This is a genomic window from Massilia horti, assembly GCF_004614195.1.
Lineage (GTDB): Bacteria > Pseudomonadota > Gammaproteobacteria > Burkholderiales > Burkholderiaceae_D > Telluria > Telluria horti.
The window spans coordinates 1-17,747 of sequence record NZ_SPUM01000102.1; the positions used below are offsets into that span (position 1 = coordinate 1).

The 17,747-nt window shown below is 63.2% G+C and carries 18 protein-coding genes; 4 read left to right on the plus strand and 14 right to left on the minus strand.

Annotated features, from left to right (window positions below; all coding sequences use genetic code 11):
• Nucleotides 1-88: 88 nt before the first annotated feature.
• The 4 genes from E4O92_RS14725 to phaC all read right to left on the minus strand — a co-directional run bounded on the left by E4O92_RS14725 (nt 89) and on the right by phaC (nt 5,407).
• Nucleotides 89-1,252: a cystathionine beta-lyase gene (locus E4O92_RS14725; protein WP_135190493.1), complete on the minus strand. Its 1,164-nt coding sequence runs from the start codon at nt 1,250-1,252 to the stop codon at nt 89-91.
• An 18-nt stretch (nt 1,253-1,270) separates the two neighbouring features.
• Nucleotides 1,271-2,695 (minus strand): 30S ribosomal protein S12 methylthiotransferase RimO, encoded by a 1,425-nt coding sequence (gene rimO / locus E4O92_RS14730; protein WP_135190494.1) that lies wholly within the window; start codon nt 2,693-2,695, stop codon nt 1,271-1,273.
• Nucleotides 2,696-2,907: 212 nt separating this feature from the next.
• Nucleotides 2,908-3,456, minus strand: coding sequence for a polyhydroxyalkanoate synthesis repressor PhaR (gene phaR / locus E4O92_RS14735; protein WP_135190495.1), 549 nt, complete (start codon nt 3,454-3,456; stop codon nt 2,908-2,910).
• A 208-nt stretch (nt 3,457-3,664) separates the two neighbouring features.
• Nucleotides 3,665-5,407, minus strand: a complete 1,743-nt coding sequence (gene phaC, locus E4O92_RS14740) for a class I poly(R)-hydroxyalkanoic acid synthase (RefSeq protein WP_135190496.1) — start codon at nt 5,405-5,407, stop codon at nt 3,665-3,667.
• A gap of 43 nt (nt 5,408-5,450) precedes the next feature.
• Between phaC and E4O92_RS14745 the strand changes: the two genes are divergently transcribed.
• On the plus strand, nt 5,451-5,693 hold the full coding sequence (locus E4O92_RS14745; protein ID WP_206076884.1) for a hypothetical protein: 243 nt from the start codon (nt 5,451-5,453) through the stop codon (nt 5,691-5,693).
• 25 nt (nt 5,694-5,718) lie between these two features.
• On the opposite strand, the gene pgeF is transcribed toward E4O92_RS14745, so the two are convergent.
• Both pgeF and E4O92_RS14755 read right to left on the minus strand, forming a co-directional pair.
• On the minus strand, nt 5,719-6,495 hold the full coding sequence (gene pgeF, locus E4O92_RS14750; protein WP_135190497.1) for a peptidoglycan editing factor PgeF: 777 nt from the start codon (nt 6,493-6,495) through the stop codon (nt 5,719-5,721).
• A complete protein-coding gene (locus E4O92_RS14755; protein WP_135190498.1) occupies nt 6,495-7,526 on the minus strand; it encodes an RluA family pseudouridine synthase in 1,032 nt (343 codons plus the stop codon). Before E4O92_RS14755 ends, pgeF begins: the two co-directional genes overlap by 1 nt.
• A gap of 64 nt (nt 7,527-7,590) precedes the next feature.
• Between E4O92_RS14755 and E4O92_RS14760 the strand changes: the two genes are divergently transcribed.
• Nucleotides 7,591-8,436: an outer membrane protein assembly factor BamD gene (locus E4O92_RS14760; protein ID WP_135190499.1), complete on the plus strand. Its 846-nt coding sequence runs from the start codon at nt 7,591-7,593 to the stop codon at nt 8,434-8,436.
• A gap of 141 nt (nt 8,437-8,577) precedes the next feature.
• Here E4O92_RS14760 and yaaA read toward each other — a convergent pair whose 3' ends face one another.
• Nucleotides 8,578-9,348 carry a peroxide stress protein YaaA gene (gene yaaA / locus E4O92_RS14765; protein WP_135190500.1) on the minus strand — a complete coding sequence of 257 codons (771 nt, stop codon included), beginning with the start codon at nt 9,346-9,348 and terminating at the stop codon, nt 8,578-8,580.
• A gap of 38 nt (nt 9,349-9,386) precedes the next feature.
• Between yaaA and E4O92_RS14770 the strand changes: the two genes are divergently transcribed.
• Together E4O92_RS14770 and E4O92_RS14775 are read left to right on the plus strand one after the other, a co-directional pair.
• Entirely contained in the window at nt 9,387-9,848 is a 462-nt protein-coding gene (locus E4O92_RS14770; protein ID WP_135190501.1) for a putative toxin-antitoxin system toxin component, PIN family, read from the plus strand.
• Nucleotides 9,849-9,868: 20 nt separating this feature from the next.
• Nucleotides 9,869-11,026 carry a pyridoxal phosphate-dependent aminotransferase gene (locus E4O92_RS14775; protein WP_135190502.1) on the plus strand — a complete coding sequence of 386 codons (1,158 nt, stop codon included), beginning with the start codon at nt 9,869-9,871 and terminating at the stop codon, nt 11,024-11,026.
• A gap of 14 nt (nt 11,027-11,040) precedes the next feature.
• Here the strand turns inward: E4O92_RS14775 and E4O92_RS24870 are convergent, their stop codons facing one another.
• The 7 genes from E4O92_RS24870 to E4O92_RS14810 form a co-directional block, all read right to left on the minus strand.
• Entirely contained in the window at nt 11,041-11,325 is a 285-nt protein-coding gene (locus E4O92_RS24870) for an alpha/beta fold hydrolase (protein WP_167759801.1), read from the minus strand.
• A gap of 163 nt (nt 11,326-11,488) precedes the next feature.
• On the minus strand, nt 11,489-11,851 hold the full coding sequence (locus E4O92_RS14785) for a translation initiation factor Sui1 (protein WP_135190504.1): 363 nt from the start codon (nt 11,849-11,851) through the stop codon (nt 11,489-11,491).
• Nucleotides 11,848-12,552, minus strand: a complete 705-nt coding sequence (locus E4O92_RS14790; protein WP_135190505.1) for a YjjG family noncanonical pyrimidine nucleotidase — start codon at nt 12,550-12,552, stop codon at nt 11,848-11,850. The genes E4O92_RS14785 and E4O92_RS14790 overlap by 4 nt, the downstream gene beginning before the upstream one ends.
• An 11-nt stretch (nt 12,553-12,563) precedes the next feature.
• Nucleotides 12,564-13,829 (minus strand): dicarboxylate/amino acid:cation symporter, encoded by a 1,266-nt coding sequence (locus tag E4O92_RS14795; protein WP_206076885.1) that lies wholly within the window; start codon nt 13,827-13,829, stop codon nt 12,564-12,566.
• A 28-nt stretch (nt 13,830-13,857) separates the two neighbouring features.
• The gene (locus E4O92_RS14800) at nt 13,858-15,024 is read right to left on the minus strand and encodes a tetratricopeptide repeat protein (protein ID WP_135190506.1); all 1,167 of its coding nucleotides are present in this window, start codon (nt 15,022-15,024) and stop codon (nt 13,858-13,860) included.
• The gene (locus E4O92_RS14805; RefSeq protein ID WP_135190507.1) at nt 15,021-15,944 is read right to left on the minus strand and encodes an ExeA family protein; all 924 of its coding nucleotides are present in this window, start codon (nt 15,942-15,944) and stop codon (nt 15,021-15,023) included. The genes E4O92_RS14800 and E4O92_RS14805 overlap by 4 nt, the downstream gene beginning before the upstream one ends.
• Nucleotides 15,944-17,746 carry a secretin GspD/PilQ domain-containing protein gene (locus E4O92_RS14810; protein WP_135190508.1) on the minus strand — a complete coding sequence of 601 codons (1,803 nt, stop codon included), beginning with the start codon at nt 17,744-17,746 and terminating at the stop codon, nt 15,944-15,946. Before E4O92_RS14810 ends, E4O92_RS14805 begins: the two co-directional genes overlap by 1 nt.
• Between the last annotated feature and the right edge of the window lies 1 nt (nt 17,747).

Below are 17,747 nucleotides of genomic sequence, written 5' to 3' on the forward strand. Positions count from 1 at the left end.
GTATGGAGCCAACGTTATTCAACCGTACCGCGTGCGCACAGGTGCGCACCCTACGCCGCTACGCCCCGGGCAAGCGCGCCGTGTCCCGTCAGAAATTGGCCAGCGCCTGCGCGAGGTCGGCGACCAGGTCGTCGGGGTCTTCGAGGCCGATGTTAAATCGCACCAGCACACCGCTATCGCGCCAGTTGCGGCGCATGCCCTGGATCCGGTACGGCATCACCAGGCTGTTCGCCCCGCCCCAGCTGTAGCCAAGGCCGAACAGCTTGAGCGAATCGACGAACCGGTCGGTCTGCTCTTCGGTATAGCGCGCATCGAACAGCACCGAGAACAGGCCGCCGGCACCGCTAAAGTCGCGGCGCCAGATGTCGTGTCCCGGGCAGTCTTCCAGCGCGGGGTGCAGCACTCTGCTGATTTCGGGCCGGGCCTTGAGCCAGCCGGCCACCTTGCGGGCGGATGCATCGTGCGCGTCGAAGCGCAGCTTCATGCTGGGCAGGCCGCGCATCACGAGGTAGGCGTCATCCGCGCTCACGCCCATCCCGAGCCGCATATGCGCCAGCGCGATGCGGTCGTTGAGCGCACGGTCGCGCGTGATCACGGCGCCCATCAGCACGTCCGATCCGCCGGATTGGTACTTGGTCAGCGCCTGCATGACGATGTCCACGCCAAGGTCGAAGCCGCGCAGCGCCAGGCCCGCAGACCAGGTGTTGTCCAGCGCGACCAGCACGCCCTTCGCGTGCGCGGCCTGGCAGATCGCCGGCAGGTCCGGCACTTCCATCGACACCGATCCCGGCGCCTCGGTCCAGATGAGCTTTGTGTTCGGCTGGATCAGCTCGGCAATGCCGGCGCCGATCAGCGGGTCGTAAAAGCGGGCAGTCACGCCGAAGTCGTTCGACAGCCAGCGCCCAAGTTCGCGGTTCGGGTTGTAGACGTTATCCGGCAACAGCACGTCGTCGCCGGTTTTCAGCAACGCGAAGTCGACCATCGAAATCGCCGCCAGGCCGGACGGAGCCAGCAGGCAGTGGTTGCCGCCTTCGATCTCGGCGAGGCGCGCCTCCAGAGTGAAGGTGGTCGGGGTGCCGTGCAGGCCGTAGGTATAGGCGTTCTTTTCCTTCCACTGGCCCGAACGCATCGCCGCCACGTTCTCGAACAGTACCGTCGAGGCGTGGTGGATCGCCGCCGGGAATGCGGCAAAGCCTTCCGGCGCCTGGTAGTCGCTGTGAATCAGGGTGGTCTGGATCGACTTCTTCTTCATGCCCGTCCCCCGGCCGGATCAGGCCACAGTCGCCCACAGGTCGTGGGCATCGGCCTTGGTCACGACCACGTCGATGAACTCGCCGACCGCCGGCTTGGCCTTGCCCGGCACGAGCGCGCGCTTGATGTGCACCACGCCGTCGATCTCCGGCGCGTCAGCGGCCGAGCGGCCGATCGCTTCGCGCGGGCCGACTTCGTCGACCAGCACGCGCAGGGTCTTGCCGACCTTGGCCTGCAGGCGCTTTGCCGAAATCTCTTCCTGCAGCAGCATCACGCGCGCGCGGCGCTCTTCGCGCACCTCTTGCGGCACCGGATCGGGCAGCTCGTTGGCAGTTGCGCCTTCCACCGGGGAGTAGGCAAAGCAGCCGAGGCGATCGATCTGCGCCTCTTTCAGGAACTCGAGCAGGTACTCGAATTCCGCTTCGGTCTCGCCGGGGAAGCCGGCGATGAAGGTGGAGCGGATCGTAAGAATCGGGTTCATCTTGCGCCAGGCCTGGATGCGGTCGAGGTTCTTTTCGCCGCTGGCCGGGCGCTTCATGCGCTTCAAGACATCCGGATGCGCGTGCTGCAGCGGGATGTCCAGATATGGCAGCACATGGCCATCGCCCATCAGGGGAATCACCTGGTCGACGTGAGGGTACGGGTACACGTAGTGCAGGCGCACCCACGCGCCGTACTGCTTGGCGAGCTGGCCGAGGCATTCCACCAGCTGCGTCATGTGGGTCTTGACCGGGCGGCCGTTCCAGAAACCCGTGCGGAACTTGACGTCCACGCCGTAGGCGCTGGTGTCCTGCGAGATGACCAGCAGTTCCTTGACGCCGGCCTTGAACAGGTTTTCCGCTTCGACCATCAGGTCGCCGATCGGACGCGACACGAGGTCGCCGCGCATCGATGGGATAATGCAGAAGCTGCAGCGGTGGTTGCAGCCTTCAGAAATCTTCAGGTAGGCGTAGTGCTTGGGCGTGAGCTTGATGCCGTGATCCGGCACCAGGTCGAGGAACGGGTCGTGCGGCTTGGGCAGGTGGGTGTGCACCGAGTTCATCACCTCGGCCACGGCGTGCGGGCCGGTCACGGCCAGCACCTTGGGGTGCACCTTGGTGATGATGTCTTCGCCCGATGCGTCCTTCTTGGCCCCCAGGCAGCCGGTGACGATGACCTTGCCGTTTTCGGCCAGCGCCTCGCCGATCGCATCGAGCGATTCCTGGACCGCGGCGTCGATGAAGCCGCAGGTGTTGACGATCACGAGGTCCGCGCCGTCGTAGGACTTGGCGGTCTGGTAGCCCTCGGCGCGCAGCTGGGTCAGGATCTGTTCGGAGTCGACCAGCGCCTTGGGGCAGCCGAGAGAAACGAAACCGACCTTGGGTGCGGCGGCAGGAGCGGCTGCGGAAGCGCCGGCTTCTTGGACGTTGGCGGCGGGGACGGGATTGCGACGAAGTTCAGGCATGGGGCAGGACAACGAAAAATCTGGGCAATCCGCGATTGTACCTGAACGCGAGGCTGCGAGGGGGGCGAACGTGCCGTACCGCTTGCAGGAGGCGTAGGGTGCGCACCCTGTGCGCACGCGGTCACCGGTCGCAGGCTCGCGGCGCCACCACCACGACGCACAGTTTGCGAACCGCGTGCGCACGGGTGCGCACCCTACGATTCGGCTCGGGCCTACTTCTTCTCCGTCGTCGTCGGCGCGACAAACGGGAATGCGCCGAACATCGCCTTGCTCTGGTTGTGCATCTGCTCTTGCATCTGCAGGAACAGGTTCTTGCTCTGGTCGATGTAGTTGTTCATCATGCCCTGCATCATCGGACCCTGGACGTTCATGAACTGGGTCCACATCTCCGGGCTGAACGGCTTGGCGCCCGCGGCGTTGGTGAACTTGTTCTGGATGTCGGTGAACGCCTGCACGTTCTTTTCCAGGTAAGACCCCATCATGCCCTGCATCGCATGGCCGTAGTAGCGGATGATCTGTGCCAGCACCGAGCTCGAAAACATCGGGATGCCGTTCGCTTCCTCCTCCAGGATAATCTGGAGCAGAATGCTGCGGGTCAGGTCTTCGTTCGTCTTGGCGTCGACCACCGTGAACTCGTCGGCGTCGAGTACCAACTGTTTTACGTCTGTCAAAGTAATGTACGAGCTGGTCTGGGTATCGTACAGACGACGGTTCGGGTACTTCTTGATCAGGCGTTCGGTACTCTTCTTTGTACTACTCATCTCTCTCAAGGTCCATGTTTTGCGCGGCAGCCTTGCCGGCCGCGCGCTTTTGAATGATTACCAAAAAAGCCGGCGACGGCCCGTGCCCGGGGAGCGGGATGTTGCTCGTCGGGAGGACAGTCTTAAAAATACCACGTTGCGCGCGCAGGTGCAGCAATTATTAAGATAATCATTCAATTTATTTTCAAGCAACGGCCTTTTCCAGTGCTCAGTCGGCACGCACCTGGACATATCCGCCCGGGGCCGCTTCGGTCGGCCGGTATTTGCCGTTGCCCGGCGTGCCCGGGGCCGGCACCTGCTTGCCGCCGTGCTGGGACAGGAAAGCGGACCATTCCGGCCACCAGCTGCCCTTCTTCTCGGTCGCGCCGGCGAACCAGTCATGCGGGTTCATTGGGCGCGCCTTGCCGTTCTTGTCGTTGACCCAGTGGCTGCGCTTGTTCTTCGATGCCGGGTTGATCACTCCGGCAATGTGCCCCGACGCGCCCAGCACGAAGCGGTTGGCCTTCGGCTTGTTCGGATTAAGCAAGCTCATCGACTGGAACGCCGCTTCCCACGGGACGATGTGGTCTTCCTTCGAACCGTAGATGAAGACCGGCGCGTCGATACTGCCCAGGTCGACCGGCACGCCGCACAGCGTCAGCCGGCCCGGTTCGCGCAGCTTGTTCTCGAGATAGGTGTTGCGCAAGTACCAGCAGAACATCGGCCCAGGCAGGTTGGTGCTGTCGGCATTCCAGTACAGCAGGTCGAATGCCGGTGGTTCCTTGCCCTTGAGGTAGTTTTGCTGCACATAGTTCCATACCAGGTCATTGGGACGCAGGGACGAGAAGGTGGTCGCCAAATCCCGCCCAGGCATGATTCCGCCATGCGCCAGCGTCTGCTCGCGGATCGCCACCTGGGCTTCGTCGATGAACACGTCAATCACGCCGGGGTCCGAAAAATCGAGCAGCGTGGTCACCAACGACAGACTTGCCGCTGGCTGTTTGCCGCGCGCCGCCTGCACCGCCAGCGCGCTGGCCGCGATGGTTCCGCCGATGCAAAAGCCGAACATGTGCACCTTTTCCTGCCCGGTGATCTCGCGCGTGACGTCCAGCGCCCTGATCGCGCCCTGCTCCACATAGTCGTCCCAGGTCAGGTGGCCAAGCGACTTGTCCGGGTTACGCCACGACACCATGAACACCGTCTGGCCCTGCTCCACCAAGTACTTGACGAGCGAATTTTCCGGCTGCAGGTCGAGAATGTAGTACTTGTTGATGCATGGCGGGACCATCAGCAGCGGCACCTCGTACACCGTTTCCGTGGCCGGGGTGTACTGGATCAGCTGGAACAGCTCGTTCTCGTACACCACATTGCCCGGCGTGGTCGCCACGTTGCGGCCGACATCGAAAGCGCTCTCGTCCGATTGCGAAATGCGGCCCTTCTGCAAGTCATTGAGCAGGTTGGCGAGACCCTTGGTCAGGCTTTCGCCCTTGGTCTCGATCATGTGCTTCTGCGCTTCGGGGTTCGTCGCGAAGAAATTGGCCGGCGACATTGCGTCGGTCATCTGCTGCACTGCAAACCGGATCTTCTGGTGTTCGCGCGGCGGAGCGTCGACCGCCTCCGCCAATGCCATCATGAATTCCGAGTTGAGCAGATAGGTCGCGGCCGAGAAGGCGGCGATCGGATTTTCCCGCCACGCCGCGGACGCAAAGCGCTTGTCGTGGAACTCGGGCGGCTTCGCCCCCAAAAAATCCTGCCACAGCTTGCCGGCCTTTTGCAGGTAGTCGTTGCGGATCTGCTCCAGTTTCACCGGATCGATAACGGCGCCGACATCCTTGAGGACGAGCGCGAGGGGATTTGACGCCATGCCGAACTGGTCCATCTCGGGCATCTTCATCCACGATTGCCAGGCGCTCGGGTCGGCGAACTGCGACATCCAGGAAGCGGCAATCGCTTGGGGATCAGGCATATTCATTTTGCGTCCATTGTTAAAATCGGGTTGTTAACCAAGGAAGACCATGTGGATCATCGCTATTGGATGGATATACGTCGTTGTGTTGATGGCCGCGACCGAGCCAACCCTGTTTGCAGGGATTATCACGTTTTTCGGCTATTGCGTGTTGCCATTATCTATAGTTTTCTACCTGTCCGGAGCGCGACAGCGGCGCGCGCGTGGCGAAATGGCAGCACGCGCAAGCACCCCGCCAAAAGCGGCCGAGGGCGACGCCAACGACAGCGCCGGGTCCGGCACGGCAGACTAGTGAGTATTCAGGATGGCCTGAAAGTTCACTTGAGCCAGATCAAACTTGCCTGCCGGCCGGTCGTATGATCGCGGCGGTAAGAATAAAACCATTCGCGATCAAGCGCGGTGCAGCGGGTGCCGCCCGCGACGCGGGTCACGCCAGCGCGCGCGAGGATGAGGCGCGCCAGGCCATACATGTCTGCGAGGTATTTGCCGGGACGGCCGGGGTAAGGCGCAAAGAAAGGAAGGACGTCCTCGCCCGCCACGGCGGCGACAAAACTGTCGCGCACATCCGGGCCGACTTCGAATGCGGATGGGCCGATTGCCGGCCCCATCCATGCGGTGATCTCGCCCGCGCCGGCCCGGCGCATGGCGTCCACGGTCGAACCGAGCACGCCGCCGGACAGGCCGCGCCAACCGGCGTGCGCCGCGCCGACGACCTTGCCGCCAAGGTCCGCGAACAGCACCGGCAGGCAATCCGCGGTGAGGATGGCGCAGACCAGCCCTGGCTCAGCGGCAATGCTCGCATCGCCCACTCGCACCGGTTGGCCGGGGCCAACGGTGGCAGCGTCGACCACGTCGATGCCATGCACTTGCGAAATCCATGCCGGGCGGCCGGGCAGGAGCGCCTGCACCCGCGCCCGGTTCTCTAACACGGCCTCCGGATCGTCGCCGCAATGCAGGCCAAGGTTCAGGCCACCGCCGCCCTGCCCGTCGTCGTACGGCCCGCTGCTCACACCACCCTTGCGTGTGGTCGCGAATGCGCCCACGCCCGCAGGCAGGTCCGGCCAGTCGGGGATGATCAGCGCGTCCCTGTCCATCACTGCGCTTGCGGCTCGGGGATGCCGGCCGCGCCCAACAGTTCGGCAAAGTCCGCCGGCAGCGGCACCACCCATTCGCACGGCTCGCCGGTGCCCGGATGATCGAGGCCAAGACGGCGCGCGTGCAGGGCCTGGCGATGGAAGGCCGACACCAGGTGCTGCTTGCCATACATCGCTTCGCCCACCAGCGAATAGCCCAGGTGCTGCATGTGCACGCGGATCTGGTGCGTGCGGCCGGTCTCGAGGCGGCACTGCACCAGGCTCACCGGACGGCGGTCGAGCGTGCCGGTGGCCAGGCGCTCGTAATGCGTGATCGCCGGTTTGGCGCTCATGTGCGTGGACACCGCCATCTTGACCCGGTCTTTGGGATGGCGGCCCATGGCCGCGTCAATCGTGCCCGACAAGTGGGGCGTACCCCACACCAGCGCCAGGTATTCGCGCTTGACGCTGCGTGCCTGCAGCTGGCGCACCAGGTCGGTCTGCGCCGCCAGCGTCTTGCCGACGACCATCAGGCCGCTCGTGTCCTTGTCCAACCGGTGCACAATGCCGGCGCGCGGCACCGACACCAGTTGCGGGCAGTGGTGCAGCAAGCCGTTGAGCAAGGTGCCCGACCAGTTGCCGGCGCCAGGATGCACGACCAGGCCCGCCGGCTTGTTGATGACGATGATCTGGTCGTCCTCATGGACGATGGCAAGTAGCATGTTCTCCGGCGCGTAGGCGGTATCCTCCGGCGCCGGCTGCGGCTCGATCACCACGGTTTCGTCGCCGTAGGCGGTGTCCTTGCCACGCGCCGGCTTGCCATCGACTCGAACGTGGCCGCCTTCGAACCACTGCTGCAGACGGCTGCGCGAGAACTGCGGCACCAGCGCCGCCACGACCTTGTCCAGGCGCTTGCCGCAAGCGTCAGGTGACAACTCGAGCGTTATTGGCGAATAATCGACACCTTCGTTGGCGAAGTCGCCCTCAATCTCATCATCAAGGTCGGGTTCAAAAAGGAGTTCCGCCGAATCCGGCGCAGAATTTAAAATCACGTCAGTCCCATCGGCTATAATCAGCCGTTCGTTGAATCTCGGTAAAACTTTCTTGCAAAAAGCTATGCAAAAAAAATTGTCGGTGTTGGTTGCTACTGTTGCCCTGCTCGGCCTCTCGGCCTGCAGTCTGTTTCCGGAGAAAACCGACGAGACCAAAAAGTGGTCGGCGGAGAAATTATACGCTGAGGCGCGCGGAGAGATGGACGGCGGCCACTATGAAAGCGCCATCAAACTGTTCGAACGCCTCGAGTCGAACTATCCTTTCGGTACCTACGCCGCACAGGCGCAGATGGAGATCGCCTACGCCCACTACAAGGCACAGGAGAATGACGAGGCGCTGGCTGCGGTCGAGCGCTTCATCAAGCTGCACCCCAACCACCCGCAAGTGGACTATATGTATTACCTGCGTGGCCTGATCAACTTTAACGACCAGCTCGGCTTCCTCAGCTTCATCTACGCCCAGGATCCGACCGAACGTGATCCAAAGGCAACGCGCGAGGCCTTTGCCGCGTTCAAGGCGCTGGTCGACAAGTTCCCGAACAGCAAATACGCGCCGGACTCGATCGCACGCATGAAGTACCTGGTCAACGCAATGGCCCAGTACGAAGTGCACGTGGCGAACTACTACTACCGCCGCGGCGCCTACCTGGCAGCGCTGAACCGTGCGCAGTCGGCTGTGGCCGACTACTCCGACGCGCCGGCGCGTGAGGAAGCGCTGTTCCTGATGGTGCGCGCGTACGACAAGCTGGGCATGCCCGAACTGCGCGACGACACCCAGCGCGTGTTCCTGCGCAACTACCCGAACAGCCGGTTCCTGAAGAACCCGAGCGGGGCCAGCGACAAGTCGTGGTGGAAGTTCTGGTCGAAGGATGAGGCGGTGCCCGCACCAGCGGAAGCGCCGAAGCCGTAAGCCGACGGCAGGAGCGACGGGACCTGCTACCTAAAACACGTCGTTCCCGCGAAGGCGGGAATAGCGCCACTGGCGCTATTCCCCCCATAGGCAGCGTGAAATGACGTTCAGCATGGGTTCCCGCCTTCGCGGGAACGACGGTTAAGCTTCGACCTTTCGGCGGAACAGCCACGTGCGCTCATCCGATCCCTGCTCCTCGAATGCGTAGCCGTCCACGTCAAAGCCCTTGAGCGACTCGGGATCAGTGATTCCGTTCACCGCGGCATAACGCGCCATCATCCCGCGCGCCCGCTTGGCGAAGAACGAAATGATTTTGTACTTGCCGTTCTTCCAGTCCTCGAACACCGGCGTGATCACCGGCACGTTCAACAGCTTCGGCTTGACCGACTTGAAGTACTCCTCCGACGCCAGGTTCACCAGCGCCTGCGCCCCGTTCGCCTTGACCTGCTGGTTCAACGCATCGGTCACGACCGTACCCCAGAATGTGTACAGGTCCTTGCCGCGCGGGTTAGGCAGGCGTGTGCCCATCTCCAGCCGATACGGATGGATCAGGTCGAGCGGGCGCAGCAGTCCGTACAGGCCGGACAGGATACGCACGTGCGCCTGCACGTAGTCGAGCGACGTCAAGTTCATCGAGCGTGCGTCCAGGCCGGTATAAACGTCGCCGTTGAACGCCATGATCGCCTGGCGGCCGTCCGAATGGTCAGGATGCCAGTGCGCATAGCGCGACACGTTGAGCATCGCGAGCTGGTCCGACAGGCTCATCAGTTCAGCAATCTGGCCCGGCGAATAGTCGCGCAGCACCGCGATCAACTCGGCGGCGCGGTCGATGAAATCCGGGATGGTGTGGAGTTCAGTGGTGGGCGGGCTGTCGAGGTCGAGGGATTTTGCGGGCGATAAAACAATCAACATAAAGTCTGAAACAGCATCCAACAAGTAAAATTGCCGACATGATACCCGCTCCAGCCAAACGCATCGTCCTCGACACCAATGTCTGCCTCGACCTGTTCGTCTTCAACGACCCGCGCTGGTCAGCCTTGCTGGCCGCGATCGAACGCGGCGAACTTGAAGCGGTGACCCGCGCCGATTGCCGTGACGAGTACCTCGTCGTGCTGCACTACCCGCACCTGCCGCTGGCCGATGACACCCGGCCCCAGGCGGCGCAACGTTTCGACCAATTGATCAAGGTGATTGCCCCCAATTCGCGGGCGATCCGGCTGCCGGTCTGTACCGACAAGGACGACCAGAAATTCCTCGAACTGGCGCGCGACGCCGGCGCCGAAATCCTGATCACCAAGGACAAGGCACTTCTGAAGCTGGCGCGCAAGACCGCGCAAGCCGGCCTGTTCCGCATCATGCTGCCGGAGGCCTGGATCAAAGCGCAGGCCGCAGACACCACGACAATGCTATAACCATCAATTCGCACCAGACCATGACTACCCCAGTTTTAGATTCCCGCCTGCCGGCCGTCGGCACCACCGTGTTCACCGTGATGTCGGCATTGGCCGCCGAACATGGCGCCGTCAATCTCGGCCAGGGCTTTCCGGACTTCGAGTGCGACCCCAAACTGCTCGACCTCGTCAACGATGCCATGCGCTCCGGCCATAACCAGTACCCGGCCATGGCTGGCGTGCCGGCGCTGCGTGCTGCGATCGCATCCAAGATCAGCCAGCTGTACGGCCACGACTATGATCCGCTGACCGAAATCACCGTGACCGCCGGGGCGACACAGGCACTGACCACGGCCATTTTGTGCGCCGTGCATCCAGGCGACGAGGTGATCGTCATCGAGCCGGCTTACGACAGCTACCTGCCCGCGATCACGCTCGCAGGCGGCGTACCTGTGACCGTTCCGATGCAAGTGGACGACCGGGGCTACAGCGTGCCGTGGGATCGGGTCGCAGCCGCAGTCACGCCGCGTACGCGCCTTATCATGGTCAACACGCCGCACAACCCGACCGGAACGATCTTGCGCCGTGCCGACCTGGAAGCGCTGGCCGCCATCGTCGAAGACACTGACATCCTGATCCTGTCAGACGAAGTCTACGAACACATGGTCTACGACGGCGAACGGCACGAATCCGTGTCGCGCCATCCGGTGCTGGCCGAGCGCGCGTTTGTCGTATCGAGCTTCGGCAAGACTTACCACGTCACGGGTTGGAAGGTTGGCTACGTGGCCGCACCGGTGGCGTTGACGGCAGAATTTCGCAAGGTCCACCAGTACAACGTGTTCTCGGTGAATACGCCGATGCAGCATGGGATTGCGAGCTACATTGTAGATCCGCGGCCCTATCTCGACCTGTCGGCGTTCTATCAGACGAAACGCGACCTGTTCCGCACCGGGCTGGCCGGAACGCGCTTTACCCTGCTGCCTGCGGATGGAACGTATTTCCAGTGCGTGCGCTACGACGGCATTTCGGCGATGCCGGAAGCGGAATTCGCACAGTGGCTGACCAGTGAAATCAAGGTCGCGGCGATTCCCGTGTCGGCGTTTTATAGCCAGCCAAGGGAGTCGGGTATCGTGCGCTTTTGCTTTGCCAAACGGGACGAAACGCTGCGGCTTGCGCTGGAGCGACTGGCGAGCTTGTAGGCCGACTCAGGTTCTCAATAGCCGGCTCGCCCAAGCGCTTCGAACACGGCCTGCACCACAGCATCAGGCTGATCTGCCTGAATGACGTGGCCGGCACCTTGCACAACGCGGTGGCTTGACTGTGTCGACAACCCTGCGATTTCTTTGTGAATGGCGAGGTTCTCGTCCTCAAACGCCTTGTTCAAAGCACTCTGCGGTTTGCCGAGCTGCGCATACGGACTTACGCCGCGCGTCAACACTACCAAAGGCAGATCGCCGAAGCTCTTCCGACAGCTGGGCGATCTTCTGGAGTGATTCACCTTGCCGCCAGCGCTCCCACATCAACGCTTTCTGGGTATCCGTGTAATAGATTCGAGGTTTTTGCGCCATCTGCATCTCCTCCTGCTCAGGCAGTCAGTGTACAGTTGTTGCATTCACCGGTTGAATCCGCAGCCAATTGCAGGCATTCGGCGTTTCGACGGTCTAGCCACCAAGACGCTTCGCGTTATGGCCGTGCTTTCTGAGCTCTTCCACAACGAGCTCGCAGTGGTCGCCCTGTACTTCAATCACACCATCCTTCACAGTACCGCCGGAACCGCATGCCGTACGTAACTGCTTGCCGAGCAAAGCCAGTGCAATAGAATCAAGCGCTAACCCCTTAATGAGCGTCACGCTTTTACCGCCTCGCCCCTTGGTCTGGCGCGACACGCGCACAACGCCGTCGCCTACAGCCACGGCCTTGGCCTTGGCCTTGCAGGTACATTCCAAGATGGGCCGCCTGCATTCAGGACACATGCGTCCGCCATCAGTGGAATATACAAGGCCGCCGTTTGAACTACTCTTCATGTTCTACTCAGGTTGTTCCCCAACGTCGGGACGATCTCATGCAGGCTGGCGACTTCGTAATCGGGGATCGCCTGCGAATCATTGCCCAGCCGGCCGGGATTGAACCAGCAGCTTTCTATCCCGAACCTGTTCGCGCCAAGGATATCCGCGTCCAGCCTGTCGCCGATGATGATGGTCTCGTTCCTGGCAAAGACGCGTGCCATGCGCGTGGTGTATTCAAAAAACCGGCTGTCCGGCTTGGCGAATCCGCACGACTCGGAAGTCGCTACGAATGAAATGTGTTCGCGCAGCCCGGAGCTGGCAATGCGGCGATTCTGGATGGATTCCACGCCGTTGGTGATGATGCCCACTTCGCCGACCGCAGCGAGCGTCTCGCACAGCTGCTTGGCGCCATCGATAAGGACGACGGTCTCCGACAAGGACTCGAGATAGAAGCTGCTCGCAGCCTCGGGGTTCGCGTCCAGGCCATTGGACAAAAACGTCCTGCGGAATCGTTCAACTTTCAGGAAGTCTTTCGAAACGGTTCCCGCCTCGAAGCTCCTCCAGAGTTCCACGTTAATCGCCTGGTACTGGAGGAACAGCCCATCCATGCCGTCGTCGATTCCCAGCTCCTTCATCGTCCGCACGAACGAGAGTTTTTCGGAAGCCTTGAAGTCGAGCAGCGTGTCGTCCAGGTCAAAAAGGAAAAGTTTGTGTTTCATAAATCTCAAGCTTAAAGTTCGGTACGGGCGCGGTAGGTCGCCTCTTCCAATTCGCCTTCCATGCGCGCCACGGTGGTGGTGACAGCGAGATTGGCGCTGGCGCTGGCGACGGTCCTCGTCATGTCGAGCAGGCGGTCGAACGGCAGCACGAAGCCGACCACCAGCGCGGTCTGCTCGGCCGGGACGCCCACCGCGGCGAGCACGGCGGCCAGCATGAACAGCGAGGCCGACGGCACCGGCGCGGTGCCGAATGCGGCCAGGGTCGCGGTGAGCAGCACCAGCAGGTAGCCCGCTGGCGCCAGGTCCACGCCGAGCGCCTGCACGCTGAAGAGGCTAAGCAGGCCCACATACATCGCCGTGCCATCCTTGCCGATCGCCGCGCCCAGCGGCAGCACGGTCATGAATACCGGCTTGTTGATGCCCAGGTTTTCGCCCGCCACACGCATCGCCACCGGCAGCGTCGCCGAACTGGACGCGGTGGAGAAAGCCACCATCAAGGCATCCACAATGCCGCGAAAGAATGGCCGCACCGGCAAGCGCGCGGCCACGCGGATCAGCAAACCGTGCACCAGCAGCACCTGCAAGGCCGACCCGAGCACGACGCACAGCGCCAACCAGCCGACATTGACGAAGACGGCGGTGCCATTCGTGGCAACCGAATTGGCAATCAGTGCGAACACGCCAAACGGGGTGACCTCCATCACGATCGCGACCACCCGCAGCATCGTCGCCGACGCCGACTGGAACAAAGCGACCAGCGGGCGTCCGGCCTCGCCGGCGGCGATCGCGCCGACTCCGAGCAGGATGGCGACGAAGATGATGGCCAACATGTCGCCCTTCGCAAGCGCCTCGACGACGTTGAGCGGGACAATGCCGATCAGCTGCTCGCCGACCGTCTTGGTTGCGCCCAGCGCGGTGGGGCTGGCGCTGCCGAGGTTCGCTCCCACGCCAGGGTGCAGCAGCATTGCTACTGCGATACCGATGGACACCGCAAGCACCGTGGTGCACAGGAACAGGACGATGGTGCGCACGCCCAGCGAGCCCAGGCGTTTGGGGTCGCCCAGCGAGGTGACGCCGGCGGTGATCGTCACGAATACGATCGGCGCCACGAGCATTTTTATCAGGCGTACGAATACTTCGCCGAGGAACGCGACCTTCGGGGCGGCATCCGGCCAGGCGAGGCCGACCAGGAGGCCCAGCACAAGGCCGAAGACGACCCGCTTCCAGAGGGGGATTGCGACCCAGTTGCGCAGGAAGTGTTTGCGCTGTGCTGACAAGACGGGAGGCACAGGGGTTGGCACGGCTTTAGCGGCTCAACTGGGTCAACCGCCGCTCCACGAACGCCTGCAGTTCGCTTGATAACGTGCCGGACTCCTTCGCCTTCTGGAACGCGTTGACCGCATCAGGGTTGCGCTTGTCGGCCTGCAGCGCGATGCCAAGGCCCATCCACCACACGCCGTTCTTCGGTTGCGTGCGCAGCGCCGTCTGGTACTGCTCCACTGCCTCGTGGTGGCGCTGCTGACGTTGCAGCGCACCTGCCAGGAGCGCGTAGTATTCGCCGTTCCCCGCCGCGTACGGCAAGGTCTTCGTCAAGGTTTCGATGCCGGTCCCGCCGCCTTCGATCTGCAGGCGGGCGAGCAGCATCGCAAGCGAGGGCTGGCGCGCATCGAGCGCGAGCGCCTGCTGCAGCTGGCGAATCGCCTCGTCATTACGCTTGTTCTCGACCAGCAGGCCAACCAGGGTCTGGCGCGCCGCCTCGTGCCTGGGCTCGGCCTGCAACGCACGCTGGAGCCCGGCGATGGCGTCCGTCAGGCGGCCTTCCTGCAGGTCGGCCAGCGCACGGCGGTAGGCGTTTTCGGCCCGCTGCGTCGTGGTTTCGTGGCGCCCCTGCACGGCGGCGGTCCGCATGTCCTTCCTGGGTGCGGCCTGGGCGACAGCTTCATGCTTCGTCTTTTTCGATGACGGCTCCGGCTTGGCGTCGCTAGCTGCCGCATGCTTGCCCTTTTTGGCCACGGCCTTGGCGTCGGAAGCAGCGGCATGCTTGCCCTTCCGTTCAGCCACCTTCGCCTTGCGTTTTGGCGCAACCTCGCCCTCTTCTTCGCGTGCGGACGTGCGGACCTCGGCCGCGCTTTCGTCCTTGGCGGCGTCCGGTGCCGGCTCGTCACTTGGTGCGGCCTGCTGCACTTGGGGCGCGGGCGCGGGCACTGGCAACTCCACCACGGGCGCAGGGGCGGGCTTTGGCGCCACCACCATGACCGGAGGCGGCAATGGCGCAGGCTTGTGCATGTAGCGCCAAGCCACCCATCCTCCTGCGGCGATAGCGGCAACGCCAACGACTGCGGCGGCCTTGATGCCCCATTTGGACAGGCCCCGCTCTTCGGGCGCAACGGGTTTGACATGCCCCTGGACCGACTCGCCGACGGGGGTCCCGCGCGCGTCCAGGTCCTGCAGCATCTGGTTAATCAGGCTCATCTTACAAACGTCCAGGTAAAGCCGGCCGCGGTGGCCACGGCCAATCCACCGGCGACGGCAGCTACTGCAAATCCGGCAACCCCGGCCAGCCACAGCCAGCGCCGGCTGCTGGTGGTCGCGATCGTGTCGCGCGCCGCCGCTTTTACGTGGCCTGGTCCGACCTGCTGCTTGCCTTGTCCGAAACTGAGCATCAGCGCCTTGTGCGCCAGGATGTTGACCAGTCGCGGCACGCCTCCGCTCGCCGCGTACAGCTTCGTAATCGCGCCATTCGTGAACAGGCGTGCGCCGTCAAAGCCTGCCACCCGCAGGCGGTGCGCGATGTAGTAGTCGAGGTCATCGCGGCTCAGCGGGCCGAGGTGGTAATGAAAAGTGATGCGCTGCGCGAGCTGGCGGATCGAGTCGAGCTCCAGCTTGCGGTCCAGCTCCGGTTGACCGAAGAGGACAATCTGCAGCAGCTTGCGCTTTTCGGTTTCGAGGTTGGTGAGCAGGCGCAGCGCTTCCAGGGTCTCCACGGGTATAGCCTGCGCTTCGTCCAGGCACAGCAGCACGCGCTTGCCCTGCCCGGCCAGTTCCAGCAGCTGGTGCGTGATCGACTTGAGCACCTGGTGCTGGTCGGCGTCCTTTTCCAGCGTGATCTCAAGCTCGTCGGCCAGCGCGAGCATCAGCGTGCGCGGTTCGAGGTAGGGATTCGGAATGTACGCGGTGACGAATTCGTCGCCGAGGGTGGCCATGAACTTGCGGCACAACAGGGTCTTGCCGGTGCCGACTTCGCCGGTGATCTTGATGAAGCCTTCGCCGTTGCGTGCCGCGACCAGCAGCGTGTTGAGCGCCTCCTGGGCGCGCGGGCTGCTGAAGAAAAAACTGGTGTCCGGGGTGATCCCGAATGGCAGCTCGCGCAGGCCGAAGTGGTCAGCGTACATCAGTTGCGCCCCGTCCTGCGCGGATCAAGTTGCTCGATGCGGCGGCTCGAGTCCAGCAGGTCCTGGTTCCAGTTGTTCTCGCCTTCGACGATGGTCGGCTTGATCAGCACGACCAGCTCGCGTTTCTGGTTCACGTTCGACTTGTTACGGAACAGCGCGCCGACCAGCGGCAGGCGGCCCGCGCCCGGCACTTGGGATGTGTCGCCGGTGGAGGCCTGGCGCATCAGGCCGCCGATCGCGACGACGCGTCCGTCCTGGCCGCGCACCATGCTGTCGATCTCGGAAGTCGAGGACGTCGCCAGCGGCAGGCTCAAGCTACCCGCCGCGCCCAGATCGACCTTCTTGTTCACGGTCGAGACCTGGCTCACCGACGGGTGCACGTGCAACAGGATGTTGCCCTTGTCGTCGATCTGCGGCGTCACGTCCAGCACCACGCCGGAGAAGAACGGCTGCAGCGTCACGCTCGGGCTGGTCGTGTTACCGGCCGTGGTCGAATTGGTGGTGGTGGTCACGCCGGTCACGAAAAATTCGTCGGTGCCGATCTTGAGCACGGCCTTCTGGTTGTTCAGGGTCGCCACGCGCGGGCTGGAGAGAACATGGACTGTGCCCTGCGACTCGAGGAACGAAATCAGCGCCGCGAAGTTATTGGTCTGGAAGGCCAGGCCAAACATCGATCCGGCAGTCGATGCCGCGTTCGACAGCGAAAAGCCCGTGCTGGCCGACAGACCCGCCCCGTTGGCCATTTCGGGCGGCTGGCCACCGGAGAATGGCAGCGGCGTGAGCTTGGTCCCCGGCGACAGGAAACCGCCCGACGCGCGGTTATCGTGCGGGCCGCGGAACGAAGCAAACGAGGCCCAGTTGATCCCGCTCTGGAAGCTGTCGTTCAGCTCCACCTCGAGGATCTTCGCTTCCAAAATCACCTGGCGGTCGACCGACAACTGGGTCGCTTTCAGGTAGGTGTCGACATTGCGCAGCTCTTCGGGCATCGCGCGCACGACGACCACGCCCGACTGCGGGCTCACGACCACGCTGCGTCCGCCCTCCTTGGAGCCGACGATCGCTTCGATCGCGCTTTTCAGCTCGCGCCAAAAATCGCTTTCCGACGTCGTGTTGACGTCGGCGCTGGTCAGTTGGCCGTACTGGTTCTGCGCGGGGTTGTTCGGGTTGTTCGGATTATTCGGATTGGGCGGCTGGTTCGGCATCATGCCCTGCCCGTTGCCGTAGTTCGAATTGTTCGGATTGTTCTGGTTGTTCCCAGCGTTCGATACCGAGGTCGAGCTCACGCGCAGGTTGGAGGCGCCGCGCCGGCTGCCGACCAGGTAGTTCACCTGGAACATCTTGGTCTGCATCGTCAGCGGCTTGATCGTAATGCGGGTGCCATCGATCTTGTAGTCGTAACCGTACATCTCGCGAATTGCGTCGAGCGTTTCGGGCAGGGTCACGTCCTTGAGGTTGGCGCTGATCGTGCCCGTCACTTCCGGGTGCACCAGAATGTTATAGCGGGTGCCGGCCACGATCGAGCGGAAGAACTGCTGCGCGGGCACGTTGTTGAAGGCGACGTTGAAACGCTCGTCCAGCGCCGGGCGCGCCTTCGGCAGCTCCTTGGCGAGCGTGGCGGCAGGCGGCAGCAGCGCGTTGGTCACCGCGTCGTCGAGCGGCGGCTGGTTCGATGCCGGGCGCGTTGCGGCGCCGGCCATCTCCTGTTTGATGGTGTCGTAGGTGTCGCGCGGAGGAGCGCTCTGGCAACCGGCCAGCAGCAGCACACAGCCGATGATGCCTGCTTTCAGAAAGTGGTTTCGCATA